Annotated in this window: 26 protein-coding genes; 15 read left to right on the forward strand and 11 right to left on the reverse strand. The window is 63.6% G+C overall.

The window, feature by feature from the left end:
• Positions 1-6: 6 nt before the first annotated feature.
• From ASE26_RS26210 to ASE26_RS26225, 4 genes are read right to left on the reverse strand one after another with little or no spacing between them, the layout of a single operon-like run.
• Positions 7-720, reverse strand: coding sequence for an SIMPL domain-containing protein (locus ASE26_RS26210; protein ID WP_055938029.1), 714 nt, complete (start codon positions 718-720; stop codon positions 7-9).
• Entirely contained in the window at positions 717-1,052 is a 336-nt protein-coding gene (locus ASE26_RS26215; protein ID WP_057247205.1) for an energy transducer TonB, read from the reverse strand. The genes ASE26_RS26210 and ASE26_RS26215 overlap by 4 nt, the downstream gene beginning before the upstream one ends.
• A gap of 13 nt (positions 1,053-1,065) precedes the next feature.
• On the reverse strand, positions 1,066-2,310 hold the full coding sequence (locus tag ASE26_RS26220) for a M56 family metallopeptidase (RefSeq protein ID WP_055938034.1): 1,245 nt from the start codon (positions 2,308-2,310) through the stop codon (positions 1,066-1,068).
• The gene (locus ASE26_RS26225; protein WP_055938037.1) at positions 2,303-2,686 is read right to left on the reverse strand and encodes a BlaI/MecI/CopY family transcriptional regulator; all 384 of its coding nucleotides are present in this window, start codon (positions 2,684-2,686) and stop codon (positions 2,303-2,305) included. Before ASE26_RS26225 ends, ASE26_RS26220 begins: the two co-directional genes overlap by 8 nt.
• A 333-nt stretch (positions 2,687-3,019) precedes the next feature.
• On the opposite strand from ASE26_RS26225, the gene ASE26_RS26230 reads away from it, so the two are divergent.
• Positions 3,020-5,581: a TonB-dependent siderophore receptor gene (locus ASE26_RS26230; protein WP_057247206.1), complete on the forward strand. Its 2,562-nt coding sequence runs from the start codon at positions 3,020-3,022 to the stop codon at positions 5,579-5,581.
• Here ASE26_RS26230 and ASE26_RS26235 read toward each other — a convergent pair.
• Positions 5,565-6,332, reverse strand: a complete 768-nt coding sequence (locus tag ASE26_RS26235) for a response regulator (protein ID WP_055938044.1) — start codon at positions 6,330-6,332, stop codon at positions 5,565-5,567. The two genes, ASE26_RS26230 and ASE26_RS26235, sit on opposite strands and share 17 nt — an antisense overlap.
• Before the next feature lie 249 nt (positions 6,333-6,581).
• Between ASE26_RS26235 and ASE26_RS26240 the strand changes: the two genes are divergently transcribed.
• On the forward strand, positions 6,582-7,079 hold the full coding sequence (locus ASE26_RS26240) for a helix-turn-helix domain-containing protein (RefSeq protein ID WP_055938047.1): 498 nt from the start codon (positions 6,582-6,584) through the stop codon (positions 7,077-7,079).
• On the opposite strand, the gene ASE26_RS26245 is transcribed toward ASE26_RS26240, so the two are convergent.
• Genes ASE26_RS26245 through ASE26_RS26255 form a run of 3 tightly spaced genes read right to left on the reverse strand, consistent with a single transcriptional unit; the run spans position 7,072 to position 8,721 of the window.
• Positions 7,072-7,887, reverse strand: a complete 816-nt coding sequence (locus tag ASE26_RS26245) for an anti-sigma factor (protein ID WP_057247207.1) — start codon at positions 7,885-7,887, stop codon at positions 7,072-7,074. The genes ASE26_RS26240 and ASE26_RS26245 overlap by 8 nt on opposite strands.
• Positions 7,884-8,393 carry an RNA polymerase sigma factor gene (locus tag ASE26_RS26250; RefSeq protein WP_082591480.1) on the reverse strand — a complete coding sequence of 170 codons (510 nt, stop codon included), beginning with the start codon at positions 8,391-8,393 and terminating at the stop codon, positions 7,884-7,886. Before ASE26_RS26250 ends, ASE26_RS26245 begins: the two co-directional genes overlap by 4 nt.
• Before the next feature lie 4 nt (positions 8,394-8,397).
• Entirely contained in the window at positions 8,398-8,721 is a 324-nt protein-coding gene (locus tag ASE26_RS26255) for a hypothetical protein (RefSeq protein ID WP_229207318.1), read from the reverse strand.
• A gap of 138 nt (positions 8,722-8,859) precedes the next feature.
• Between ASE26_RS26255 and ASE26_RS26260 the strand changes: the two genes are divergently transcribed.
• The 7 genes from ASE26_RS26260 (at position 8,860) to ASE26_RS26290 (ending at position 17,206) form a co-directional block, all read left to right on the forward strand.
• Complete coding sequence (locus ASE26_RS26260; RefSeq protein ID WP_057247208.1) at positions 8,860-9,462, forward strand: DUF4142 domain-containing protein; 603 nt, start codon at positions 8,860-8,862, stop codon at positions 9,460-9,462.
• Positions 9,463-9,582: 120 nt separating this feature from the next.
• Positions 9,583-12,270, forward strand: coding sequence for a sensor domain-containing diguanylate cyclase (locus tag ASE26_RS31975; protein ID WP_304438662.1), 2,688 nt, complete (start codon positions 9,583-9,585; stop codon positions 12,268-12,270).
• Complete coding sequence (locus ASE26_RS26270) at positions 12,267-12,845, forward strand: DNA-3-methyladenine glycosylase I (protein WP_057247209.1); 579 nt, start codon at positions 12,267-12,269, stop codon at positions 12,843-12,845. The genes ASE26_RS31975 and ASE26_RS26270 overlap by 4 nt, the downstream gene beginning before the upstream one ends.
• On the forward strand, positions 12,793-14,535 hold the full coding sequence (gene mnmC, locus ASE26_RS26275; protein WP_229208212.1) for an FAD-dependent 5-carboxymethylaminomethyl-2-thiouridine(34) oxidoreductase MnmC: 1,743 nt from the start codon (positions 12,793-12,795) through the stop codon (positions 14,533-14,535). The genes ASE26_RS26270 and mnmC overlap by 53 nt, the downstream gene beginning before the upstream one ends.
• 29 nt (positions 14,536-14,564) lie before the next feature.
• Complete coding sequence (locus tag ASE26_RS26280; RefSeq protein ID WP_156398193.1) at positions 14,565-15,266, forward strand: sensor histidine kinase KdpD; 702 nt, start codon at positions 14,565-14,567, stop codon at positions 15,264-15,266.
• On the forward strand, positions 15,263-16,987 hold the full coding sequence (locus tag ASE26_RS26285) for a response regulator (RefSeq protein ID WP_057247211.1): 1,725 nt from the start codon (positions 15,263-15,265) through the stop codon (positions 16,985-16,987). The genes ASE26_RS26280 and ASE26_RS26285 overlap by 4 nt, the downstream gene beginning before the upstream one ends.
• Positions 16,988-16,990: 3 nt before the next feature.
• A complete protein-coding gene (locus ASE26_RS26290) occupies positions 16,991-17,206 on the forward strand; it encodes a hypothetical protein (RefSeq protein ID WP_055938065.1) in 216 nt (71 codons plus the stop codon).
• On the opposite strand, the gene ASE26_RS26295 is transcribed toward ASE26_RS26290, so the two are convergent.
• Positions 17,203-17,868 carry a PhaM family polyhydroxyalkanoate granule multifunctional regulatory protein gene (locus tag ASE26_RS26295; RefSeq protein WP_055938068.1) on the reverse strand — a complete coding sequence of 222 codons (666 nt, stop codon included), beginning with the start codon at positions 17,866-17,868 and terminating at the stop codon, positions 17,203-17,205. The genes ASE26_RS26290 and ASE26_RS26295 overlap by 4 nt on opposite strands.
• Positions 17,869-17,892: 24 nt before the next feature.
• A complete protein-coding gene (locus ASE26_RS26300) occupies positions 17,893-19,047 on the reverse strand; it encodes a low temperature requirement protein A (RefSeq protein WP_055938071.1) in 1,155 nt (384 codons plus the stop codon).
• Positions 19,048-19,134: 87 nt separating this feature from the next.
• On the opposite strand from ASE26_RS26300, the gene ASE26_RS26305 reads away from it, so the two are divergent.
• The 6 genes from ASE26_RS26305 to ASE26_RS26330 all read left to right on the forward strand — a co-directional run bounded on the left by ASE26_RS26305 (position 19,135) and on the right by ASE26_RS26330 (position 26,625).
• Complete coding sequence (locus ASE26_RS26305) at positions 19,135-20,235, forward strand: DUF3108 domain-containing protein (RefSeq protein ID WP_057247212.1); 1,101 nt, start codon at positions 19,135-19,137, stop codon at positions 20,233-20,235.
• Positions 20,236-20,245: 10 nt separating this feature from the next.
• On the forward strand, positions 20,246-20,992 hold the full coding sequence (locus ASE26_RS26310; protein ID WP_057247213.1) for a DUF3108 domain-containing protein: 747 nt from the start codon (positions 20,246-20,248) through the stop codon (positions 20,990-20,992).
• A gap of 170 nt (positions 20,993-21,162) precedes the next feature.
• Positions 21,163-22,539, forward strand: coding sequence for a hypothetical protein (locus tag ASE26_RS26315; protein WP_055938568.1), 1,377 nt, complete (start codon positions 21,163-21,165; stop codon positions 22,537-22,539).
• Entirely contained in the window at positions 22,532-23,251 is a 720-nt protein-coding gene (locus ASE26_RS26320; RefSeq protein ID WP_055938080.1) for a hypothetical protein, read from the forward strand. Before ASE26_RS26315 ends, ASE26_RS26320 begins: the two co-directional genes overlap by 8 nt.
• Positions 23,252-23,254: 3 nt before the next feature.
• On the forward strand, positions 23,255-26,071 hold the full coding sequence (locus tag ASE26_RS26325) for an ATP-binding protein (protein WP_057247214.1): 2,817 nt from the start codon (positions 23,255-23,257) through the stop codon (positions 26,069-26,071).
• On the forward strand, positions 26,023-26,625 hold the full coding sequence (locus ASE26_RS26330; protein WP_156410014.1) for a DUF3592 domain-containing protein: 603 nt from the start codon (positions 26,023-26,025) through the stop codon (positions 26,623-26,625). The genes ASE26_RS26325 and ASE26_RS26330 overlap by 49 nt, the downstream gene beginning before the upstream one ends.
• Here the strand turns inward: ASE26_RS26330 and ASE26_RS26335 are convergent.
• Entirely contained in the window at positions 26,609-26,797 is a 189-nt protein-coding gene (locus ASE26_RS26335; protein WP_373922435.1) for a DUF2892 domain-containing protein, read from the reverse strand. The two genes, ASE26_RS26330 and ASE26_RS26335, sit on opposite strands and share 17 nt — an antisense overlap.
• Positions 26,798-26,844: the final 47 nt, after the last annotated feature.

The raw sequence follows: 26,844 nt of genomic DNA on the forward strand, positions 1-26,844 counted from the left end.
ATCCGCCTATTTCAACTGGAAGATCGCGTTCACGGTCTGTGAGTAGGCGATTGAATCCGGTACGCTGTATTTGCCGGTTTGGGGGGCAGTGCCGCGCGTTTCTCGGCCGGCCTGCAACTCCATGAAAGGCGCGCCGACCTGGGATAGCGGGCCGCGTGCAATGGCAACTACCGGGCCAAGTTTGCGGCCGAAGGATTTAGCCAGTGAGCTGCCCTTGTTGCGCGCATCGTCCGCGGCGGCTGCCATCAGCTGGGAGTTGATGTCGTCGCCGTCCGTGCGGTCGAAGGTGGAGCTGATATTGGTGATGTGGTCCATCTCGACCAGCTTGGCAATGAGCGCCGGCCATTGCGCCAGGTCGCGCACACGGGCGTGGAACAGCCGTCCCATCGAATAGGCGGGCTGCCGCTGTTCGCCCACTGGGACGGTCTTCTTTTCGATTTCATATGCCTCGATGTCGGCTTCCTGCACGCCGTGCTCGGCCAGCAGTTGCATTGCGCTGGCGCTCAGCTCCCGCAGTTGGCCGGCGGCGGTTTCCGCGCTGGCATCCTGCGTGCCGGCTTCGAACTTGACTTCGCCGATATCGGGACGCATCCACAATTGCGCCTTGCCGCTGCTGCTGACAAACGGGTGCGATGGCAGGGCGCCGCCGGATGCCTGTGCGCCGCAGCTGGCCGACATCGCACAGAGCGCAAGGGCCGCGATGGTGCGGCTCAATTTCATTGGTGCTGCTCCTGGATCCAGACGTATTGCACGTCCGTCTTGCCCGGGCCGTTCTTGAAACGGCACTTGGCGATGCCGCTGCGGGCCGCCTCGTCCAGGGCCCGGTGGCCGGACGATTTTACAATGGCCGAATCCTTGACGGCGCCATGTTCGTCCACCGTGAAGCTGAGGGTGACGGTGCCGGTATGCCCGGCTTCCAGGTCTTGCTTCGGCCAGGCCGGTTTGCCGCAAGAGCTGAAATCGACAAGAGGGCGCGTCGTCGCATCGTTCGAGCCGGCATAGGCGCAAGCGGTGAGGGTTGCCAGCAAGGCGGCGGTACAAAGTTGCTTCATTTGTTTTATCTCCTTATTCGAGGGTCCACACGTACTGCATTTTCTGCCAGGTGTCGACAGGCTTGCCGCGCACCGTGGCGGGTTTGAAATGGCATTTGCCGATGCCTGCCTGCGCCGCCTTGTCCAGGCCACGGTGGCCGCTGGACCTGAGTACTTTCGAGCCTGCGACCTTGCCGCTTTCATCGATGTTGAAAGACAGCGTCACGGTGCCGGTATGCCCTGCCTGCAGATCCTCGCCAGGCCACAGTGGCTTGGAGCAGGATTTGAAGTCGACGACGGCTGGCGTGCGTGCGGCGGGGACCTTTGCGGCATCGATGCGGGCATTGGCGTAGCCGGTCAGGCATGCAGCGCTGAGGCCCAGTGCGGCCACCGCTGCCTTCCAGTTGCTGCTCTGCTCTGGTGGCAGCAGCAAGTGGCGGATGCGTTGCATCAGGTCGCCGCCGTCGGCTGCCAATGCCATGCGCTGCGAGGAAAACTGCATCTTCTCCAGCTCGGACAGGGCGAGTGCCAGGCGGCGTGGTTCGCCAGTCAATTGCGCGGCGATGCCGTCGGCTACCAGTTCGCGTTCATGACGGATGCGGCGCGACAGCCACCACACTGCAGGGTGGTAGAACAGCAGGATCTCGACCACGTTCTGCAGCAGGTTGAGCAGGAAGTCGTGGCGGCGCACATGGGCCAGTTCATGCGCCAGCAGCGCCTCCAGCAGTTCCGGCGGCATGCGTGCCGCGAGGGCGGCGGGTACCAGTACGACGGGACGCCACCAGCCCGCAGTGATCGGGCTGGCCAGCGTTTCAACAATGCGCAGGCCGACTTCGCGGCGGATGCCGAGGCGGGCTGCGAGGCTCGATAGACATTGCTGCCAATGTTCATTGCGGCTGCCGTTGCGGCGGGCGCGCGTGATCCAGGCCAGGCCGAAGGCGCTGCGCATCGCCAGCGTGCCTACGCATGCCAGCCAGCCTGCCACCAGCAGGGGCAGGCGGTTGTCGATGCTGGCCAGCAGTTCGCTTTGCCCGAACGCGCCTCCGCCCGCCAGCACCAGGGTTTGCAGCGAACGGGGTGTGGCTTGCAGGGCGCCGGCGAATTCGTACGCTGGCCACAGCAGGCAGGCCAGCATTGCTGCGCAGGCCATGGCATAGCGCGCACCGGGGCGGGCGCCGCGCATCAGCCAAAGCAGGGCGGCCGCGGCCAGGCCGAGCAGCGCGCCCTGCCACAAAAAGTGAATCAGGGCCCAGCCTGCGGCATGGATGATGTCATTCATTCGGCTTGTCCCCTTGCTTCAGCAGCGCTTCAATCTCGTCGCGTTCCTTCTTCGAGATGCCGCTATTCAGGGCTGCCAGTACCAGTGCCTTGGCGGAACCGGCGAAGGCGCGCTGCAGCAGGTCCTGCAGCATATTGCCCTGCATCGCCTCGCGCGCCACGGCTGCGGCGTAAATGTGGGAGCGCTGGCTCTCGTCGCGAATCAGCAAGCCTTTGCCATGCATGATCTGCATCAGGCGCAGCACCGCGCCGTAAGCCAGGTCGGGCTTCCCGGCCAGCATGGCCTCGTGTACCTGTTTCGCGGTGGCAGGCCCCAATGGCCAGAGCGCCTGCAGCAGTTCCAGCTCGGCTGGAGTGGGTTTAGGAAGGGAGGGCATATTTATTTCCTGGTAAGGTTTTGACTAGAATAGTCTTTCTAGACAGAGTTGTATACTTTGTGGTCTTCACTGTGGCGTAATGTAGACAACGATGTCTATAGATCCAAATTGCATATAGGTCTGAGTTTTAATTAGTTTCAGAAATGAAAGGCCGCCGTTATAGTTGCCTCATGAAAACGCCAGCCTCACTCCTCCGCCACACCGTCTACCTGCTCTGCATGGCGCAGTGCATGTGCCGCTGCTAAGCGCACCCACTCAAACCCCTCGCAACAAACCGTTTAGCCATTCCCGCCCACGAGGCAGGCAGGCCCCCGCATACCCAAAAGGAAGAACATGATCAAGCCCCTCAGCATCACCCTGGCCATTGCTGCCGCTTTCCCGCAACTGTCGTATGCACAGGAAGAACTGGCGCGAGTCGTCGTGACAGGTTCGAATATCCGCACCTCCCAGAAAGAAGGCGCGAGCGCCGTGCAGGTGCTGACCGCCAAGGAACTGGCCGCCACCGGCAAGACCACCGTGGCCGATATCCTGCGTACGATTTCCGCCAATAGCGGCAACAGCTACAACGAGCAGTACACCGGCAGCTTCTCAGCCGGCACTGCGGGCCTTTCGCTGCGCGGCCTTGGCCAGAAGAACACCCTGATCCTGGTGAACGGCAAGCGCGTGTCTTCCTACGCCACTGCGCAAGACCTGCAGGAAGTCTTCGTCGACCTTAACTCGCTGCCGATGGCCGCTGTGCAGCGCATCGAAGTGCTGAAGGATGGCGCTTCCTCCGTCTACGGTTCGGATGCGGTGGCGGGTGTGGTCAACATCATCCTGTACAAGGAATTCAAGGGCACTGAAGTCAGCGCGCAATTGGGTTCTTCCACCGAGGGCACCGGCCAGCTGGAACGCAGCGCGTCGCTGCAGACCGGCTTTGGCAGCCTTGATGAAAATGGCTGGAGCGTGGTGTTCTCGCTCGACGCGCTGAAGCGCGACAAGCTGCAGCAAACCGACGTCTCATACCTGCGCGGCAGCGACTTCCGCGGTTATGCCAACGGCACCCTGGCATGGACTCCGACCAATTACTATGGCACTGCCGACGCGACCAAACAACTGGGCGGCGTGCAGGGCCCGCTGCAGGTGCAGAATTACGGCGACATCACGCCGGGCAAATCCGGCCAGGTGCTGGCCTACAATCCGGCCGAATTCCGCACCCTGGTCCCGGGCGTGGAGCGCGTGCACACTTCCTTGCGCGGCACCCTGAAACTGGATGCAAACACCGAAGCCTATGCCGAAGGCCTGTACGGCTATTCCTGGGCGGAGCAGACTTTTGGCGCGCCTTTGACCGTTGGCAGCGGGCTGCGCGCATGGAACAACAGCAGGCAGGCGCTGGATAACATTCCAGTGGCCCTGCCAGCCGGCCACCCGAACAATCCAGGCCCGACCGCGCTGCCATTCACTGCCACCCTGTTCGACCTGGGCCCGCGCCTGAAGCAAGACAAGGTGGATTTCTATCGCGTGCTGACCGGCATCAAGGGCAGCTGGAACGGCTGGGAATATGACGCCTCCATCGCCCGTTCCGGCAGCAAGCTGAAAGAAACGGTCGACAACTTCGTCAACCGCTACGAGTTTGAAAAAGTGCTGGCAGACGGCAGCTACAACTTCGCCGACCAGTCGAAGAACAGTGAAGCGGTGCGCAATCGCCTGCGCCTGTCGACCCTGCGTCCGGCTGAATCGAAACTGACGGTGGCCGATTTCAGCGCATCGAGGGAGCTGCTGGAACTGCCGGCCGGTGCACTGGGCTTCGCTCTTGGCGGCCAATGGCGCCAGGAAGAAATGAACTCCAATACCTCGACGGCGGTGCTGTCGGGTACCGAGCTGCGTCCCGCGATCAATATCATCAAGGGCAAGCGCGAAGTGACCGCGGCCTTCGCAGAATTCAACGTGCCAGTGCTGAAAGACCTGACCGTCAACCTGGCCGGCCGTGCCGACAAGTACAGCGACTTCGGCTCCGCCTTCTCGCCGAAAGCCAGTGTGCGCTACCAGGCCGCCCCATGGCTGCTGCTGCGCGGCACCGTGTCGCGCGGCTTCCGCGCACCGTCGCTGCCGGAGATCACCAATTCGACTTCGGTCAGCTACGGTTCGGTGATCGACAAGCTGGACCCGATCACGCCAAGCCAGGCGCGCGGCGTGACCAACATCACCGTCGCCAATACCGAGCTTTCGCCTGAACGCTCGAAGAACGTGAACCTGGGCTTTGTGGTGTCGCCATCGGCCAATAGCAGCGTGGGCGTGGACTTCTACCATATCCGCACCAACGGCGTGATCGACACCGAAAGCACGGACACCATCCTGGCCAACGAAAGCACCCACCCTGAGAAAGTGGTGCGTGATGCCCAGGGCCGGATCCTGACCCTATACCGCCAATATTCCAACCAGGGCGAGCGCGTAGTGAGCGGCATCGACGTCGACCTGCGCTACAAGCTGCCGAAGAATGCCTACGGCAACGTGACCCTGAATGCGCAATTGAGCCGCGTGTTCAAATACGAGCAACCGCTGTCGAACGGGGAGGCGCTGACCAACGGCGCCGGCACCAATTACTTCGGTTCCATCCCGAAATGGCGCGGCACCACCAGCGCTAGCTGGGAGCTGGGCCAGTGGAGCACCAACGCCGCATGGAATTATGTTGGCGGCTACGAGCAGACCACCCGCCCTGGCGAGCGTGTGAAACCATTTGCAACCGTGGACTTCAACGTCGGCTACAAGATCAGCGCAGCCACCAGCGTCAGCCTGCTGCTGGCCAATGCCTTTGACCGCAAGCCTTCCTGGGATAGCTCGTTCAACTTCTTCGACTATACGCAAGGCGACCCGCGTGGCCGCTTCGCGTCAGTCAAACTCAATCACAAGTTTTGATGATCGTGGCGCGGTAGCTGCTGGGAGTGGTGCCCATCCGTTCGCGGAAGGCGGTTGCGAAATTGCCGGCATTGGCAAAGCCCAGCAGCAGCGCGATATCCTGCACGTCCATGTCGGTATCGCGCAGCAGATGCATGCCGCGCTGGATGCGTGCTTCGCGGATGTAGGCAAACACGGTCATGCCGGTGTGGGTGCGGAACAACTGATTCAGTTTTTCACGGTAGGTGCCCACGCTGGCGGCAATTTCCGCCAGGCCGGGCAGGGCAGCCAGGTTGTCGTAGATCAGGCGCTTGGCTGCGTTGACGATCACCGAGTCGGTGTCGATCGGTTCGGCTTCGGCGGCCGCCACCGGGGGCCGCTTCATCAAATTCAGGTGCACGTGGATGCGTGCCGCCAGTTCCCCCGGCGTAAATGGCTTGCTGACAAAGTCGACGCCGCCCAGCTGAAGGCCCATGATGCGGTCTTCCACCGCTTCGGTGCCGCTCAGGAAAATAATCGGGATATCACGCGTCGCCGGATTGGCTTTTAATAGCCGGCAACAGGTGTAGCCGTCCATATTCGGCATCCGCACGTCCAGCAGGATCAGGTCAGGCTGGCCGGACAGCGCCAACTGATATCCCTGTTCGCCATTGAAAGCTACCGATACGCGGTAGGGCATTTCGCTTAACAAGTCGACGAGCATGCGCTGTTCGAACGCGGAATCATCCACGATCAAAATATTGCGCACTTGTGCATCGCTGGTCAGGTACATGGTTTTCCAGGGTCGGGCAGTGTTGCTTATTATGCCCATGTTTAAAAGAATGTTGCGCATTTCACATGGGGCAAAGGCGTTCTCTCCTCTGGCAAAAGTAAAGTGCGCCGCAACAACGCCGAATGGAAAGAAGATAGCCACGTTCCTTGCAAGAGTGATTTTTGGTGAGTCTTTTAGGGGTGTTTTCGCGGTTCAATTGAGTCTGAAGCATTCAACTGGTTAAATTAAACCAACTGACTAGGAGGCAACATGAAACATACCGACTTTGGCCAAATGCCATGCCCGATCGCACGTAGCCTGGGCAAGGTAGGCGAGTGGTGGAGCATCTTGATTCTGCGCGATGCGTTTTACGGCCTGACCCGCTTCGACGAATTCGAAAAGAGCCTGAAGATCGCGCCCAATATGCTGACCCGCCGCCTGGCCGGCCTGGTCGAGGGTGGCCTGATGGAACGCCGCCAGTACAGCACCCGTCCGCCTCGCTATGAGTACATCCTGACCAAGGCTGGCCGCGACTTCAAGCCTGTCCTGCTGGCCTTCATTGCCTGGGGTAACGAGCACCTGTCGCCGGAAGGCGCCAGCTTGCTGGTGGTGAGCCGCGAAACCGGCAAGCCGGCCGACCAGGTACTGGTCGATGCGAATAGCGGCCTGGCCATCAATGACGAGGACTATATGTTCGCGCCAGGGCCCGCAGCGCCGGAAGTGATGCGTAACCGCATCAACGAAGCCGGCCGCCGCATGCCTAATTAGGCAGCAGCTGTTCGTAGACCGCGTTTGCGATCTGCGACAGCTCTTTCTTTCCGACGGCAGCTGACAGCGCATAGCCGAAGCTGCCGTCGATCCAGTAAAACACCCCCACATTGCCTTCCTGCGCGAAGCGGAATCCGGTGTCGCGGTTTTGCTTTTGGCCGGAGCTGACGTAAAGCGTCAGGCGCTGGCCGCTGGCGTCGGCGTACATGAACTGGGCCACCGGGCCGGTGTCGCCGGGCAGTAGCCTGCCGCCAACCAGTTCGTATCCCTGTTGCACCAGTTGCGGCGGGCGCAGCTGCCTGCCCAGGCGTTTTGACAGCCAGGCCACCAGGTGCTGCTGCTGGTCGGCGCCGACTTCTACCGGGTGTTTGACTTCGGGCGTATAGACAGCATGGGCGATGGCGGCCTGGCGCGGCAAGGCGGCAAGCGCGGGGCTACCGGCTGCCAGGCCGGCGCCGCCGCCAGGTCCTGCGCCGCGCAACGTCCAGCCGGCGGCGCCGCCGATCACTGCGGCGCCGACGGCCACCGCCAGCATGGCGGCCATGCGGCGCCAGGCAGGGATGGTCCAGGCCGGGCCGCCTGTCGGGGACGGCGCGGATGGCACGGCGCGGCGCGGCGGGTCGAGCGCCTCCGGAATGCGGCTGTCCAGGACATCATCGAACAGCGTATGCAGGGCGGCATTCTGCTCGCGGTAGGCTTGCAGCCGTGCGGCTTCGGCGGGATGGTCGGCCAGGTAGCGCTCGACCGCAGCCAGCCGATCCGGCGGCAGGCGGCCATCGACCCAGGCTTGCAATTCGGCTTCGTTCATTTTACTACCTTCAAATTGGCCGCTGGCGGCTGGCCCGCCATCAGCCGCCGCAGGTTCTCGCGTGCGCGGCTCAGGCGCGACATCACGGTGCCAAGCGGGATGTCGAGCGTGGCCGCCACGTCTTCATAGCGCATTTCTTCCAGCGCCACCAGCAGCAGGACTTCGCGCTGCGCCGGCGGCAGTTGCTGCAAGGCGCGCTCCAGGTCGCGCATGTCCAGCGTTCCCGACGATGGCGCGCAGGGCAGGTCGCCATCCTCCAGCTCCACCGCCGGCGGGGGCGTGCGCCGCAACTGGTCGACGTGCAGGTTGTGCATGATGCCGAACAACCAGGCGCGCAAATCCCCGTCCGGCCGCCACTGGGCGATGCGCGCCCAGCCGCGTTCCACGGTGTCCTGCACCAGGTCGTCGGCGCGGGCGCTATCGCCGGTCAGCGCCCGCGCGTAACGGCGCAGGCGCGGCAGGCAGGCCAGCAGGCGCGCATGGATCTCATCCTGCACATCCTGCATGGGCTCAATCCTTGACGACGTGCCAGATGTCCTTGACGTTGTCGCCCGCGCGGTCGCCGGCCTTCTTGTCGCCGGCGAACAGGTAAAGCGGCTTGCCCTTGTAAGCCAGCTGTTTGCTGCCGTCATCGCGGGTGATAGCCGACCACGGCGCGGCCAGTTCTCCGGAAGCGGCAACGGCCGGCCAGTTTTTCAGGCAGCCATCGAGGCAGGCGCTCTTGCCGCTGCCGGCAACGTCCTTGTCGAAGGTATACACCGTCATGCCGGCGCCATCGACATAGACGCCGTCGGTTTTTTTCAGCGGTTCGGCAGCGATGGCGGCGGTGCTCATGAGGGCGGCCAGGGTGAGTACGATAGCTTTCATTATTAACCTCCATGGGTGATGAGTATTGCGTATACGTAGCGTGTGGCCAGCTTATTCCATCCTGCATAAAATAATTTTCCTGCCAATTCTGTCACGGAGGATGCGATGAACAATTTCATGCGTGTAGCTGTGTTGTCGGCCCTGCTCGGTGTAGGAAGCGCCTGGGCTGAAGGGCTCGCCAAAGCGGACCAGAAAATGCTGACCGACCTGGCCATGGCCAATATGGCGGAAATCGAAACCGCCAAGCTGGCATTGCAAAAGACCCAGAGCGACCGGGTCAAGAGCTTCGCCCAGCAAATGGTCGATGACCACACCAAGGGGCTGGACGAAGTGCGCAAGGTGGCTGCGGCGCGCAGCGTGACCCTGCCGAGCGAACTGGATGCCAAGCACAAAGCCATGGCAGCCAAGCTGGAGAGGCTATCCGGCGACAAGTTTGACCGCAGCTATATGGAGCAGGCCGGCGTGCAGGCCCATAAGGAAGCGCACCAGCTGGTGAGCAAGGCAGAGTCGACGGCCCAGGACAGTGAGCTGAAATCACTGGCGACCCGGCTGCAGCCCACCATCCACCAGCACCTGAATAATGCGGAACAGTTAAATGCTGCCATCAAGGGCGGCGGCGCGAGTATGGGCAGCAGCGGCACCGAGGGCAGCAGCGGCGGCAACAAGCCGGACGCCAGCTCTCGCGACAGCAAGCCCGAACGACGCTGACGGCAGCGGCAGGTGGCCGCGTTGTTGCTCGTTAAGCAAGCTTAAGCTACTTGAACACCGAAAAGTGCGGTCGTGCGGTATGATTCTCTACTGCAACACGTATTTCAAGGATATCAAGTAGTGGATTTGTTCGCGCTCGACGAAGAGCTGGCCCAGTGGGAAGCAGAATTACCGTATTCCGAGGGCGAACGCCGCCTGGAATTGCTATCCCTATTGGCTTGGCAGCTGCGCCAGCGCGATGGTGTGCGTTCGGCGCAACTTGTCGCCGAAGCAACTCCGTTGGCCGTTCTTTTGCCGCCGGCGGAAAGGCGTGTGCTGGCAGCGCGCTGGGAGCTGATCAAGGCCGAAGCCAGTTGGCTGGACGGCGACCTGGTCACTGCCAGCGCCATCGCCGAACGCGCCATGCTGGAATTCGCCCGCCGGAACGACCGGCTGGGCGCTTCCGATACCCACAGCCTGATGGCCTGGATTGCGGTCGACCGCGGCGACTCCGCCGGTTGCGAAAACGAGCTGGCGCTGGCCATTGCCGATGCCCGCGCCTCAGGCGACACCATGCGCATCGATATTTTCGAGAGCCTGGCGGCGCTATTCAGCGTGTTTCGCAATGCGCCGGCAGCCAACGAACGCTGGAGCAAACGTTTTGCCATCGACCTGGCGGGCCGGCACCCGGTGGTGGCGGGCTGGATTTCGGATTACCTTGGCACGGCGGCCTTCCAGGCGGCGGAATTCGGCCGCGCCATCAGCCACCTGATCGCGGCATTCGAGGCGGCCCTGGTTTCCGGCCAGGTTCGCCGCGCCGTGATCCTCGCCACCAATATCGGCAACGCCTTCACCCGCCTGAATGCGCACGACGCTGCGCTGGAATGGATGCAGCGCGGGCTGGAACTGGCGCGGCCCACCGGTTGGCCAATGTGCATCGGCCTGACCCAGATGCAATCGGCTGAAACGCTGCGCCACCTGGGCCAGCGGCCGGCCGCCAAAGCGCTGCTGCGCGACGCGCTGCAGATGCTGGCGCCCCTGTCCGGTTCGCGCGCCTTTGTCATGGCGCTGGAGTACCAGGGCGACCTGGCACTGGACCTGGGCGACTACGAGGCTGCACTGGCCAGCTTCCGCGAACTGGAGCAGCGCGGCCACGCACTGGCCCAGAGCGATTTCCACAGCTGCGCGCGGCGCGGCCAGGCGCATGCGCTGGCGGGGCTGGGCAGGATGCAGGAGGCGCAGGCAGCCGCCATGTCGGCACTGGCGCTGGCGCGCGAGCTGAGCGACCCGTTCAGCCAGATCGCGGCCTTGCGCGTGCTGGCCGATATCCATGCCGGCAATGCGATGTCGGTGCTGCAGTACCTGCGCGAAGCGCTGATGATCGCTGCCACCATCGATGGCTATATCGTGCCGGGCGAATTGCTCGATTCAGTGGCGCGCGAGTATGCCGCAGTGGGCGACTTCGCCCGCGCCTATGAATTTTCGGTACAGGCCAATGCGGCGCGCGTGCGCAGCAACAGCCAGGAAGCGACCAACCGCGCGATTGCGATGCAGGTGCAGCACCAGACCGAGCGCGATCGCCAGCTCGCCGCCGCTGAGGCGCAGCGTGCGGAAGTGCTGGCACAGACCAGTGCCACGTTGAGCCACCTGTCCGCCATCGGCCAGGAAATCACTGCGCAACTCGATGCGTCGGCGGTGTTTCGCGCGCTCGATCGCCATGTGCATGGCCTGCTCGATTCGACCCACTTTTCGATCTTCCTGCTGGACCCGGACGGCGCGGTGCTGCATTGCGCATTCGGGGTGGAAATGGGCTTGCCGCTGCCGCCGACCCGCATCGCGCTGTCCGATCCGCAATTCAACACAGCGCGCTGCGTACGCAATCGCGATGAAATCCTGATCGAGATCGAAGACAAGTCGGATACGCCCAACCTGATCCCGGGCACCTTGCCGACATTGACGCTGCTGTTTGCGCCGCTGATGATCGGCGAGCGCGTGCTGGGCGTGATGACGGTGCAGTCCATGCTGCCGCGCGCCTACGGTGAGCGCGAACGCTTGATTTTCCGCACCCTGTGCGCCTATGGTGCGATTGCTCTCGACAATGCGGCGGCGCAGGCGCAGCTTCTGGAGAAGAACCTCGAACTGGAACGGGCCTATAGGGCGCTGGAAGAGGTGAGCCTGACCGACCAGTTGACCGGCTTGCGCAACCGCCGCTTCTTCCTGCAGCATGTGGAGTCCGACGTGGCGCTCAGCCTGCGCGGGTATGACGGGGATGGGGCCGGCGCGGACAGCGACCTGGTGTTCTACATGGTCGACCTGGACCACTTCAAGGATGTCAACGACCGCCACGGCCACGCCGCCGGCGATTCGGTCCTGGTGCAGATGAAGGACCGCCTGCGCGAAGTATTCCGCGAGTCCGACTACCTGGTGCGCTGGGGCGGCGAAGAATTCCTGGTACTGGCGCGGGCCACCGACCGCAGTGGCGCGCATGTGGTGGCGGAGCGCATCCGCCAGGCCGTATCGTCGCGCGCTTTCGTTCTGCCGGACGGCACGCCGTTGGCGCGTACCTGCTCGATCGGCTTCGCCTGCTATCCCTTCCTGCCGTCGCAGCCTCGCCTGATGAGCTGGTCGCAGGTGGTGGAGCTGGCTGACGTGGGGCTGTACATCTCCAAGCACTCCGGGCGCGATGCCTGGACCGCGGTGCATGCGACCGATGCGGCGCAGCCGGAGGAGCTGTTCGCGCGCCTGGTGCACCAGCTGGACCAATGCGTGGCGCGCGGCGAGGCGCGCATCGTGACCAGCCTCGGGGAGCGCACTATAATCACCCCATGAGCACACATCGCTGTTCCTGGGCCAATCCAAACAATCCACGCTATATCGCCTACCACGACCAGGAGTGGGGCGTTCCATGCCGCGACGAACTGCGCCTGTTCGAGATGTTGAACCTGGAGGGCGCGCAGGCGGGCCTGAGCTGGGAGACTATCCTCAATAAGCGCGACAACTATCGCGCCGCTTTCGATGGCTGGGACGCACGCAAGATTGCCGCGTATGACGAGGCCAAGGTCGAACAGTTGCTGTGCGACCCGGGCATCGTGCGCAACCGGCTCAAGGTGAATGCCGCCATCACCAATGCGCGCGCTTACCTGCGCCTGCTGGAAGAGGGCAGCAGCTTGTCCGGGCTGCTCTGGAGCTATGTGGACGGCAAGCCGATTGTGAACCGCGTGGCTGCGCAGGGCGACCGGCCGGCGCGTACCGAGCTGTCGGACCGCATCTCAAAAGATCTCGCCAGGCGCGGGTTCAAATTCGTCGGGTCCACGATTATGTATGCGTATATGCAGGGCATCGGCATGGTGAATGACCATGACCTGGCATGCTTCCGCCACGAGGAGTGCCAGCACGGTGGCTGATTCCCGCCACGTCATCCTCGACACAGCATTCGGCAGCGGCGCCCAGTTCCTTGCAAGCTTGGCGCGCCGCAGCGCCGGGCACCTGCACTACCTCGCGATCGCCCCATCCGTCCCCGGCGCGTCGGTGCTGGCGGCGCTGGCCGCCGCCGCTCCCGGCCTGGCCGCGCAATGGCCGCTCGACGTGCCAGGCCTGCATCGCCTGCATGCACCTGCCGAACGCCTGACGCTCGACCTGCTCATCGGCCCGGCCGAAGCCTGGCTGCCCGAAATTGTGGCCCGCATCGATGAATTCATCATCGCCGAACCGCTCGGCCAGGTCCGCGCCCTGCAACGCCTGGCTGCGCCGGCATCCACGCTGCGCATGCGCCAGCCCGACGAGCAAGCGCTGCGCTGTTTGCGCGCCGCCGGCTTCACCGTCACCGGTGAGCCGGAAGCTGGATGGCAGCACGCTGCCTACACCAGCCGCAAGCCGCAACCGCCGTGCGCCCCAACGCCCGAACGCCGCGCCGTCGTGATCGGCGCCGGCGTGGCAGGCAGCGCAGCGTGTGAACGCCTGGCTGCGCGCGGCTGGCAGGTCACCCTGATCGAGCGTCATGACGCTCCCGCGCAGGAAGCGTCCGGCAACCGTGCCGGTATCTTCATGCCCCTCCTGTCGAAAGACGACAATATCCCCACCCGCCTGACGCGTGCCGCCTACCTGTACGCCCAGCGCGCATGGCAGAACCTGGGCGGCCTCGATCCGGACGCGCCGGGCGCCGAGGCAGGGGAGGGTGCAATCCGCGGCAATCGATGCGGCGTGCTGCAACTTGCGCGCGACGCCGAACACGCGCTGCTGCAGAAAGAAGTCGTCGACACCTGGCGCTACCCCGAACAATACGTGCGCTGGCTCGACGCACAGCAGGCAAGCGCCATGCTCGGCGCCCCAACACCCTATGGCGCCTGGCACTTCCCCGAAGGTGGCTGGGCTACACCGGCCTCCGCCTGCCGCGCCATGCTGCAAGCGTGTGGCGACAAGCTGCAGCGCATCTTCCATACCGAAGCCTTGCACATCGAACGCTCCGGCAGCGAATGGAACGTGCTGGACGCCCAAGGCAAGCTGCTCGCCACGGCACCGGTCGTCGTGCTGGCAAACGGCGCCGGTGCCACCGCGCTTGAACCGGCGCGCGAGCTGCCGCTCTACACCATGCGCGGCCAGGTCACCCACCTGCAGGAAGGCAGCTTCCCCAGCCTGAATCTGGTGGTTTGCCGCGAAGCCTATATGACGCCGCCGGTCGACGGCATCATTTGCGTCGGCGCCACCTACGACAAGTCCGCCGCACGCCAGCTCTGGCAATCCAGCCAGGACGAAAACCTGCTGCGCGCAGAAGAGATCCTGGGCAACCCGCATGGCGCAGGCGCTCCGCTGCAAGGCCGCGTGGGCTTCCGCACCATGGCTCCCGACCGCCTGCCGCTGGTGGGCCCGCTGCCCGACAACGCAAACCAGGCCCGCACCGAACGCCTGCGCGACCTGCCGCGCCACCCGGGCCTCTACGCCTTGCTTGGCTACGCCAGCCGTGGCCTGATCTGGGCGCCCCTCGCCGCCGAAATCCTGGCCTGTCAACTGGAAGACGAGCCCCTTCCCATCGAAGCAACACTGGCCGCCGCACTGGACCCCGGACGCTTCCTGCTCAAGCAGCGGCGCAAGCTATAATGGTTTCCTATCCAATGGCTGGAGAATCCATGGAAGAGCGCGCCGGCTCGCCAGAGCTGTTCATGTTCCTTGCCTCCACGGTGCACGACATGAAGAATTCCATCTGCGTGCTGACCGGTACGCTGGAGAACCTGCTTGTGCAGGCAGGGGATTCCGCGCAAGACAATCCGGCCTACCCGCAGATGGCGCAAATGCTGTACCAGTCCAAGCGCCTGAACGACCACCTGATCCAGCTACTAGCGCTCTACAAGGAAGTCGGCCGGCCCAATTACCCCTTCGACCCGACTCCGGTGCAGGTCAGCGAAGTGGTCGATCAGCTGGTGGCCCAGCAGCGTGTCCTGCTGCAATCGAAAGGCATCCGGCTCGATACCGGATTCCCGCCAGGCCTGATCTGGACCCTTGACGAAGACCTTGTTCTGGGCCTGCTGGCGCATGCGATCAACAATGCCGTGCGCTACACGCGCGACCGCATCGCCCTCACCATTCGCGAGCACGATGGCTTCCTGGAGGTGCGTGTGGAAGACAACGGCAGCGGCTTCCCGCCCAATATGCTGGAGGCAGGCCAGGTTACAGGGCAGGGCATCAACTTCCTGACCAATAGCAGCGGCCTGGGCCTGTATTTCGCCAGCGAAGTTGCCAAGTCCCATAAACATCGCCAGCGCCAGGGCAGCATTGCGCTGGAAAACGGCGGCATGCTGGGCGGCGGCTGCTTCATCCTGCGTTTGCCATGAACGCGCCCGCCGTCACCACAGCTGTCGCAGCAGCGACGGAAAAAGAACCCGGTATCAATTGGGCCGACAGGCGCTACCTGATCGTGGACGACTTTGTCGGGGTGCGCCAGTTGCTGCGCGAAGCCTTACGCAGTCTGGGCGCACGCCATATCGACCAGGCCTCGAGCGGCGGCGAAGCAATGGGCCTGCTGGCGCGCGTGCAATACGACGTGATCCTGTGCGACTTCAACCTGGGCGAAGGCAAAAGCGGGCAGCACGTGCTGGAAGAAGCCCGCACTCGGGGCTTGCTGATGCCAAGCTGCGTGTGGCTGATGGTCTCTGCGGAAAAAAGCGTGGAGGCGGTAATGGGCGCCGCCGAGCACCAGCCCGACGCCTACCTGATCAAGCCGATCACCGAAGGCGTGCTGCTGACGCGCCTGAACCGCGCCTGGCAGAAAAAGCAGATATTCCAGGACATTGACCAGGCCTACCTGGAAAAGGATTACCTGCGCGCCGCCAAACTGTGCGCGGAAGCGGCAGGTCGCAACAAGCTGCACGAAGTCGACCTGATGCGCATGCGCGCCACCTTGCTGCTCAAAGCCGGCGAGACGGAGCAAGCACGCCTGGTCTACGAAAAAGTACTGCAAGAGCGCGACTTCAACTGGGCCCGCACCGGCATCGGCAAGATCCGCATGGCCAACGGTGAAGACGAAGCGGCGCGCCAGATGTTCCAGGGGGTGATTGCCGAGAACCGCTTCTACCTGGACGCCTACGACCAGTTGGCCAAGTCCTTGCAGAACATGGGCCGCATCGAGGAAAGCTGCGATGTGCTGGAGCGCGCTGCCAGGATGTCGCCCAATTCGGTGCCGCGCCAGCGCGCGCTGGGCACGACCGCGCTCAAGCTGGGGAATATCCCGCTGGCCGAGCGGGCCTTCCGCAAGTGCCTGCAGATTGGCGAATACTCGATCATGAAGACGGTCGACGCCTACTTCGGCCTGGCGCGCGTGCTGGGCCAGAAGAACGACGCCAAGGAGGCCTTGCTGCTGCTGGCTGCGGCGCAGCGCGACTTCTCCGGCAGCATGGTGGAGCTGCGCTCCAAGATTACCGAAGGCCTGGTGTACCACGAGAGCGGCGACTACCGCCGTGCGCGCAAGTCCGGCGACGAGCTGGAAACCATGCTGAAACAGGACAGCGAACGGCCTGACACGGCGACCTGCCTGGAACTGGCCACCTTGCTGTTTGCTGTCGGCGTGAAAGATGCGCCGATCGAGCTGCTGTGCTACGTGGTGCGCAACAATGACGAGAACACCGTCATCCACGACGAAGTACAGCGCATCTTCGACAAGGCCCGCATGGGCGAGGAGGGTGCCGCCTTCATCAACACGGCGCGCAGGGAAGCGTCGGAGCTGATGAACAAGGGCGTGCTGCTATGGAAGACCAATAAGCTGGACGATGCGGTGGAATGGATGCGCGAAGCGCGCCGCAACCTGCCTGACAATATGCGTATCCTGTTCAACTTCGCCCAGATCCTGATCTCGCACATGCAGGCCAAGGGCTATAACGACACCCTGATGTCGGAAGCGAATGATGTACTGATGCACGTTGACCGGATTGCACCGGGCCAGCAGCGCTTTGCGCAGCTAATCGAGCAGTTGCAAAAGTTGATTCCCGGCCGGATGTCGGCGGAAGAAATCGAAGCCGAGCTGAAGGCCGCCATGAAAGATGACCACGACAAGGAGTGATCCATGCGCGATATCGCCAAAGAGGTCTATAGCAAGATGAAGGTCGGGGCTGCTGCCTGGATTCGTCCAGTCAGCGCGAAAGGGGACACGCTGGAATCCTTCCAGACCGCACACGACGCGGCCAGGGCCATGGAAGACGAAGGCTTGATCAATATCATGAAGGTGCAGCGCGATGAGGATGGCCTGATTGAGGCCATCCGTATCCAGAAGCTGAATTAAGGCTTCGGCGCTTTCGGGGCGTGCTTGGCGGCTGGCTTGCGCGCCGCCGGCTTGGCCGCTGGTTTGCTGGCGTCGTGCGCGGCGCCGTTCCTGGCTGCTGCCGGTTTGGCGACCGGGTCGGCAGCCATGGCCGTGTTGACGGCTTGCGCAAACTGTTCCTGCAGCAGGTTCCACCAGGCGGCGGGATTGGCCATCTGGTTGGCGGCGGCGCTGGCGCTGTCGTGCGCAGCAGGCTTGGCGTCGGCGGCCGGTTTGTCGTCTGGTTTGTCGCCTGGTTTGTCGGCCGGCCTGGCGGCTTCGGTCGCCGGCTTGTCGGCAGGCTTGGCAGCTGCCGGCTTGGCAAACGGATCGTTGTGCGGCGCTTGCTGCACAGCGGCAGCCAGCGATTGCCCCATCGATTTGAGCGCCGCGATGGTGCCGCGCTGCACTTCCAGCGCATGGATGCTCGAACGCAGCATGGTGGCGTTCAGGTTGAGCCAGGACTCGACCGCTTTCAGCTCGCTGATTTTCTTGTCCAGGTCATCCACCGACAGCGTCGGCGCGGCGATGCCGGGCATACTGATGCCTGGCACGCCCATGCTCCCCCACAGGGATTTAACGAAGTCCAGCGTATCCGTCATGACTGCAGCGCCGGGGATGTGGGGCATTTGTGGATTGCTCATTTCGGGTCTCCGAGGGTAGGTGGTTTAGCGTAGCACACAGCTCTCCCAGACAGCAACGAGCAGCAGCACGGCAACGCAAGCGCCGGTGGCCAGCAGCGGGGAAAGGTGCAGCACCATCGACAGCATGCCCAGCACCAGCAGCAGGGCGATGCCGAGCAAATGGGAAAGCGGCGGCCAGGCGCGCGTATGCGCCAGCCATTTGAACACGGCAGTACCGCTCAGGAAGAGCAGCGGGCCGCCGATGATGGCCGCCAAGGCGGCCGCGCTGCCATGGTGGGGATGGCTCAGCACCAGCTCATCGCCCACGGCACCGACGATGATGCCCGCCACGATCGGAATGTGCAGGTAGGTGTAGTTGTTGCGCGCATGGCGGCCCGGCGTTTCGGAATGCACGATGCGGTGATGCCCTTGTTCCAGCCCGTGGTCGAAATACAGCCACCACATCAGGATCGCCCCCATCACTGCCAGCAGGAAGGCCAGTACGGTAGCGCGATCGAAAGCCAGGTCGGCAAACGTGGCGCCGGTCACCAGCAGCGATTCGCCGAGCGCGATGATGATGAACAAGGCGCAGCGTTCGGCCATATGGCTGCCGTCGACATTCCAGTCGGCCAGCGTGGAGCGGCCCAGGCCAGGCACGAAGTAAAACATGACCGGCCCCAGCATATCCACCGCCAGCGCGCCGAGCCACCACGCCAGGCGCGATTCGGGAGCCGCCAGGCCACCGGCCAGCCACAGCGCGCCGCTGGCGCCAAGCCACAAAGCGATGCGCACGAAATTGCAGCGCAAAGCGGCATCTTCGCCGCGGCTGGCTGCCAGCATTGCCAGCGTGCGGCCAAGCTGCTGCACCAGGATGGAAGCGCCGAACAGCCAGCCCAGGTCGGTGAAGGCGCGCGGGATCGAAACCGACATCAGCAGGCCCGCCGCCAGCAGCGCGAACAGGGCAGCGCGCACGGATTTCTTCTCAGGGTCGAACCAGTTGGTAGCCCAGACCGTGTAGATCCAGACCCACCAGGTCGCCAGGAACAGCAGGCCGACCTGCAATGCGCCTTCGGCATCCAGCCTTTTCAGCAGGGTGTGGGAAAGCTGGGTAACGGCAAACACGAATACAAGATCGAAAAACAGCTCGACCATGCCGACCTTGCCGGAATCGGCCTGGCCGCGCTGGCGCAAAAGGGACATCGGGACTCCTGGTCAGAATATCCGGCAAATTATGCCATTGAGCGTGCTGTCAGCGGAAATGGGGGGCTACACGTTAAACTAGCGACCATGACGATCGTTACACTTCCCCGCCACCGCCGCCGCATCATTGCTATCTGTGCTGCCACCGTGGCACTGCATTTTGTGACGATCAACTGGGTCAGTGGCCGCATTGGCGCGGCCGAGCGCGAACGCGATACGGAAAAAAATGTCATCAGCGCGGAGCTGCGCCCGCCGCCGCCGCCCGATCCGGTAGTGCCGGAGCCGGTCAAAGCGCCGCCGCCCAAGCCGAAGCCCAAGCCGAAGCCGAAGCCGCCCAAGCCCGCCCCGCCGCCTGAAGAAGCGGCGCCGGTCGGCGAACCCGCGCCGGCGGAAACTGCGCCTGCGGAGCCGGAAGCGGCTGCGCAAGGCGGCCAAGCGGGCGCTGCGCCGGCCACCGCTGGCGTAGAATCCGCGCAAGCGCAGCCTGAAGCTGCGCCACAGGCCGAGCCGCCAGCCGAGCTCACACGCTGGAAGGTCGCCTTGCCGCCGTCCGCCCGGTTCGAACTGGACGTCAGGCGCAAGGACGCGGACGGCACCAACTGGAGCGGATCGGCCAGCATTGGCTGGCAGACGGACGGCGCCAGTTACAAGGCGACGCAGGAAGTTGGCATCAGCCTGCTGATCGCGCGCGTCAACCTGCTGGAAGTGAACAGCGAAGGCACGATCAACGAATTCGGCATCGCCCCTGCGAAGTTCAGCGAGAAACGCCGCAACCGTTCGGCCACCGCCACCCACTTCAACCAGCAGGAGCAGAAGATCACCTTCTCCGCCAGCGAACGCAGCGTGCCGCTGACAGCGGGAGCGCAGGACCGCGCCACGGTGCTGTTCCAGCTGGCCGGCATCGGGCGCGCGGACGTCAACCAGTTCGGCAAGCCGATGGAGATCCTGGTCGGTGAAGACCGCAACGCCCAGGTCTACAGCTTCCTGCTGGTGGGCGAAGATGAGATCGAAACCAAGATGGGCAAGCTGGTGACCTGGCACCTGGCGCGCCCGCCCAAGCCCGGCAGCTACAGCGCCAGGCTGGACATCTGGCTGGCGCCAAGCCTGGACTGGTATCCGGTGCAGATCCGTAATACGGAAAGCAACGGCGCCGTCACCACCCAAACCGTCACACGCATCATCAAGTAAGGATGTCGCCATGCGCAGTACCCTGATTACCCTGGCCCTGGCCCTGGCCTTCGCTGCCACCACCGCCAGCGCCGCCAAACCCGATTATCCGGTCGCCAAGCGCGCCACCAGCCTGCCGCCGTCGGCCGACCTGTCGTATGCCGTCAAGGGCAGCAACCACGGCTTCCCGCTGGCAGGCACCGGCACGATCGCCTGGCGCCAGGGAGAAGGCAGCTACTCGCTGCACAGCGAAGCGCGTTCCAGCCTGTTCGGCAAAGTGCTCGAGCAGCGCAGCGAAGGTACGCTGGACGGCTACGGCCTGGCGCCCGCCACCTTCTACGAAAAACGCTTCCGCAAGGAGCCGACCACCACCCGTTTCGAGCGCGACACGCGCCGTATCGAGTTCGAGGACGGCAAAACGAGTTACGCCATCCGCGGCGGCGAACAGGACCGCAGCAGCGTGACCTTCCAGCTGGCGATCCTGGCCCGCGCCACCCCGGACAAGTTCACGCCTGGCAGCGAATGGACCTTCTTCGTAGCCGGCCGGCGGGACGGCGAGCCCTGGACCTTCCGCGTGGTTGGCAGCGAAACGCTGGAAAATCCCACCCTCGGCGAACAAAAGGTACTGCACTTCAGCCGCAAGCAAGTCGGCGGCCATGAGCAGCAGGTCGACCTGTGGCTGGCCCCCGACCTCGACTGGTACCCGGCGCGCATCCTGTTGAAGGAAGAAGACGGTGATTCCTTCGAGCAAGTCCTAGAGAAAGTCAACCGAAAATAGCCACACCCGGCCTGTTATACTTGCACCCTCAAAGTCGGGGCTTGCTACCAATTTGAAAGTCGGGGTCAGCTCCGGCAATCGGACATTTCGCTATGCGAAATGTCCGATTGCCGGAGCTGACCCCGACTTTCAAATTGGTGGCCGACCCCGGTTTTAATTACTGGAGCGCAATGATTGATTTGATGGCAAGTGCGGCCCCGGCCGACACCAACCCGACGGAGCAAGAGCAGCAGGACGCCCTGCAGGCCCACTTCCAGCCCCATATTTCCGCCGACGAGATCGAGCAGGTCTATCACCTGAAGCGCGCCCAGCCGCTGCTGCAGGTGTTTACTGCATTGTTCCACGGCGGCTTCGAGGGAGTGCTGGTGCGCCTGCTGGTCCTGCGCGAACTTGCAAATGAAACAACTTCGTCCGCGTTTTCGCGCGCCGATATCAACACGCGCCTGGCCTACCTGCTGCCGGAAAGCCTGGAAACGGTGCTGAACCGCCTGCGCTCCAACGGCCTGCTGGCGTGGGATGCGCAGCAATCGGTATACCGCGTGACGCCGATGGCGCGCAATGTGCTGGCCTCGATCGACAGCCTGCTGGCGCTGGCTGCTCCGGAAGACGACGATGCCGAAATGGGTTTCCTGCTGTCGCAGGTGGCGGGCGCGCAAGCCGTGGGCGGCATCACCACCGAGCAGCTGCAGCATTTGCTGGGCCGCCTGGTCGACCTGACCGAAGAATTCCGCGACGCCATCGCGTCCGGTTCCGAATTCCGCCTGCGCGAATCGCAGGCAAAGTGGCACCAGGCCTGCGATTGGGTCGAGAAGGGCTCGGTGATCCTGCGTGCCATTACCACTGACGAAAATGCGGACAGTGCCACGCACCGCGCCGCGCAAGCCATCGGCCGTGCCCAGTCGCAGCTGCTGAACATGCAGGGCATGTTCTCGCGCGCACTGAACCAGATCGAGCGCCAGCGCGTGCACCTGGGCCAGTCCGGCCTCTCTACTACCGACATCAAACGCTGGCTGCTGGCCCATGAGGACCTGTCTTCGCTGGCGCTTGATGCGATCGACCAACCGGTGAAACCGCTGTTCATCACGCCTGCCGAGATGATCGACGTCGCCGAGACAGAATTAATGACAGAACGTGCCAATAACACTGGGCTGAACGGCCTGCCTGCCGGCCAGGATGCGCCGACCACGATCAACGATACCCCTGCGATGCAGAGGGAGCTGGACGACTGGCTGGCCCGCCTGTCCGACTTCGCGCAGCTGAACAACTTCCCGGCCGTGGCCGAAGGCTCTCCGCGCGAAGTCAAGGTGCACGAAGCGCTGCTGCCGGCATCCTTCGCCCTGGCGTCCTACCGCGCGTCGATGCTGCCGTTGCTGGGCGACGAGGCCGAGGCGTCGATGCAGGGCACCACAGCCGACCTGGCGCGCCTGCCGGTGCGCTTCTCGCCGCAAGACGAGATGGTGCAACTGCCCGACCTGGAGATCGCCGCCATATCCCTGGCCGCGCTGACCCTCGAATTAGACAAAGAAAGTCCGAAGTCCGATGAGTGACGATACCCAAATCCTGATCGCGCGCCTGGTAGCGCACCAGACCCTGCGCCGCGACGACAAGATGGTCAAGCGCGCCCTGTCGGACGAGTTGTTCCGCGCCGAAGTCGATGCCCGCCTCGCCGCCTGCGGCATGAAGCTGCTGGATAACGTCTACGCCGACCACGTCACGCTGGCCCTGCACCGCAATATCGAGCCGAAGGTATTCGGCGCCAAAGACACCTGGCAGAACAATAATTTCGGCCTGGCGCGCGACGGCGTGGCCCTGCTGGTGGTGCTGTGGGCGCTGATCATCCTGCCCAAGCGCGAACGCCAGGAAACCCACCAGGCGGCGGACGACGACCAGAACGATATGTTCGGCAACGACAAGCCGGTGCCGCGCGCGGAAGACACTTCGATCGGCATCCCGTACAAGGCGCTGCTGGCCGACTTCGGTGACAAGCTGGGCAAGAAGACCCGCATGGACATGAACCTGGGCATCCTGGGCAAGCTCGGTTTCATCGAGCGCCGCGGCGAGATCATCGTCGAAGGCCCGCTGCTGGACCTGCTGATGGATACCGACCTGCTGAAAGAGCGCATCATCAACGGCGCCCTGGCCGACGTGTTCAAGCGCGCCCCGGCGCAGATCGTGCACATTCCGCGTGAAGTGCTGGCTGCAGCCAACGACGCCGAGCCGCAGCAAGCGGCCAATGAAGAAACTCCAACGGAAGAATAAGCGATGTTCCAAATCAAATCCCTTGAGCTGGTCCACTGGGACTACTGGCAGCGCATCAAGAACATTCCGCTGGATGCCAAGATCATCACCATCGCGGGCCAGAACGGCTCCGGCAAGACCACCTTGCTGGACGCGCTGCGCACGCTGTTCGGCCTCGATTGCTCGATGGGCCGCACCTACAAGCATTACGCCCGCCACAGCGGCCAGCAGACCGCCTGGCTGCGCGCCGTGGTGGATAACAAGCCGCGGGGCAAGCAGCTGTCCAACCGTCCGTTCCGCAGCAGCGGTTTCTTCGCTGAAGACGAAGTAACCCTGTTCTGCCAGGTGCAGAAGAACGGCGGCGACTGGAAGCGCCAGTACCTGATGCGTCCCGGTAACGTGGACATCGAAGAAGTCACCGAAGCCAACGACTGGCTGGGCGTGGAGAACTACCGCAAGCGCCTGGCCAATGCCGGCCTGTCGCAAGCAATGTCCAAAGTGCTGGCGCTGGAGCAGGGCGAAACCGACAAGCTGTGCGAATACGCGCCGCGCCAGTTGCTGGACCTGGTGTTCCAGGTATTCGGCGACAAGGAAGTGCTGGATGCCTACGACGAGGCCAAGCGCCACCAGCGCGATACCGAGGAAGAGCTGAAGCGCTTCGAGGCCGAACTGGAGGGTTCCAAGACCAACCTGGAGGGTCTGCGCCTGCGCGTGGCCAATTACCACCAGTGGGAAACGCTGCACAAGGAACGCCGCAACCTGCAGGAAGAAGTGCTGCCATCGCTGGAATACCACGAGGCGCGCGAGAAGTCCGCTAACGTCAGCCGCCAGTTGCGCGAAGCGCGCAAGCCGTTGGCGCAGGCCGACCAGGTGCTGGCCGACAAGCGCAATGAAGTAGCCAAGCAAGCCAAGGCGTTGCAGGATGCGCAGCAGCAGGAAACCCTGCTGGAACAGGAACAGACTGCGCTGACTTCGCGCCTGAACCACATCAACGGCAAGCTCAAGCCGCTGGAATCGCTGGCGGAGCAGAAGTCCCGCCTGCAAAAGCTGGCTGCCGAATCCGGCGCGGACGTGGCCGATGCCGCAGCGGAACTGGAAACCAAGGAAGCCGAGCTGCTGAAACTGCGCTCGCAGCGCGACTCCGTGTCCAACCGCATCGCGCAGGACAAGGCTACCATCAATGCGCTGTCGGGCAAGAGCGCCATGCCGGAGCCGGACAATGTGCGCGCCATGCGCCGTGCCCTGAACGATGCGGGCATCCCGCACGCCATGCTGTCGGATATCGTCGAAGTGACCGATCCGAAGTGGCAGGGTGCGGTTGAGGGCGTGCTGGGCGGCTATGCCTCCGTGGTGCTGCTGGAGCGCTCGTCCGATGCGTCTTCCGCCTACCGCCTGGCGGAAAAGGAGCGCTATCGCCACTTCATCGTGCCCGATTGCGTGAAGGCGCACGAACCGAAGAACCAAAGCCTGCTGTCGGTGGTGAAGTTCAGCGGCCTGGCACCGGAATGGCTGATCGACCAGCTGTCGCGCATCACCCGCGTGGAGTCGGTGGAAGACGGCGCCAAGCTGGGCAATATCGAAGAATGGATCACGCCGGAGGCCTACCACAAGGAACGCCGCGGCGGCCGCTCGCTGTTCGTGGAAGCGTCGCGCTACCGCTTCGGTTCGGCCGGCAAGACCTCGCGTATGGACGCGATCCAGAAGAACCTGCCGAACCTGGAAGCCGAAGAAGACAAGTACACGCTGCAGATTTCCAAGCTGGCCTCGGAAACTTCCGCACTCAAAGCCCGCCTGGCCGGCGTCGATGCGGTGAAGGAGCTGTCGGCCCGCACCGGGGAATTCGACGAAGCCGCACGCTCCGCCGTGCCGCTGCGCGCCGAGCGCCTGGAAGTGGGCTCGCGCCTGGGCGAGCTGCAAGGCCTGATGAAGAACGCCACCGTGGCCCGTACCAAAGCCGACACCTCGTGGCAAAGTGCCCGCATGTCGCTGTCCGAAGCGGAAGCCGGCATGCGCCTGAACTTCAAGCGCCAGATGGAGCAGCGCTCCGACCACGCACGCGCCATGCTGGCGCTGCGCCGCCAGTGGCGCCACCTGCCGGGCGCCTGGCGCCGTCCTGCGCGCCGCCAGGCGCTGGTACAGCAGCACCAGAACGCGCACCAGGTCGACCTGCGTATTGCCAGCCTGCAGGCCTCGCTGGCGCGCGACGACTGGGAACTGGATGCGACCGTGATCGACCAGTATGCTCGTTTGAACGAGCAGCTGTCGAACCGGAAGTCGGAAACCGAAGAGCGCCGTTACCAGAACAACCGTGCGATCGAAGCGACCGCCAATGCGCGCGGCGCCTACATCGAGCGCCTGCGCTACACGATCAAGACCTATTCGTCGAACATCAAGGAACTGGGTGCGCTGGCCAATATCGACGTGCACGTCGAGCCGGTCAAGCTGGAGAATGACGACCTGCTGCTGTCGCAAGCGGGCCTGCAGGTGCGCTTCAAGTTCGACGGCAAGGGCCCGATCGGCCTGAACGACGGCGAAGCGTCGGGCGGCCAGCAGGTGATGAAATCGCTGGTGCTGCTGATTGGTTTGCTGAAGTCGGAAGACGGCTCCGGCGGCTTCGTGTTCATCGACGAACCGTTCGCCCACCTGGACATCCGCAACATCCAGCTGGTCGGCGAGTTCCTGAAGAACACCGACGCACAGTACCTGATGACGACGCCGCTGACCCACAACACCGACGTCTACGATCCTTCCGACCTCACGCTCATCACGAGCAAGAAAAAGAAAGACACCCAGTGGGCGCAGCCGATCTTCGTGCTGCAGCGCCGCCAGGCCGCCGCCTGATGGCGGCTGGCCGCACGCCGCGCTGGACCAGCGGCGAAGAGCCAAAGCCTGACATCATCGTCAAGTTGGCAGTGTTCCTGGCGTGCGCGGTTTTTTGTTTGTCCATTCCAGCGCGACAGTGGCTGGGCTGGCGTGCCGCGCAGAGCTACGTGGCCGTTCCGGTTGAGATGCGCAAGCTGGAAAAGGAGGCTTATTCCTACAAGGGGCGTCTGGAATACCGCTACCACGTAGAGTACGAATATGAAGTGGCCGGTCGGGCCTATCGCTCCAGCAAAATGTTCCTAATGGACGATTTCCCAACCGGCCAGCCACGCGCGTGTTTATATGAAAGCCTGCGCCAGGCACACGAGGCGCACGCGCCCATCATGGCTTGGGTCGACCCCGAAAAGCCGGCGAACGCGCTACTGGACCGGGAAGCATATGACGATCCGATGTACTTCATCTTCGCTGGCATTGCCCTGGCCGTGTTGTTAGGAACGGCAGCCTACTACTTCGTGCCGTGCCAGCCGAAACCTGCGCGCAAGAGGCTGCAGCGCCTTAATCGTTCGTGGTAAGCCCGACGGCACGATACAAGGGGCAGAACTTGATCGTGCCCGTCAGCAGCGGCACCACGCCAATCCAGCCCCACAGGCCGATCAGGCCGAATAGCGAAGCCGCGATCAAACCCAGGCCGACGGCAACGCGCAAGGCACGGTCCACCGTGCCGATATTTTCAATCATGGTCATGTGCTTTCTCCTCTCAACTGGCAACCAGTATGGGAAAGCCCGGCGTT

The organism is Duganella sp. Root198D2 (genome assembly GCF_001428585.1).
Classification (GTDB): Bacteria; Pseudomonadota; Gammaproteobacteria; order Burkholderiales; family Burkholderiaceae_D; genus Rugamonas.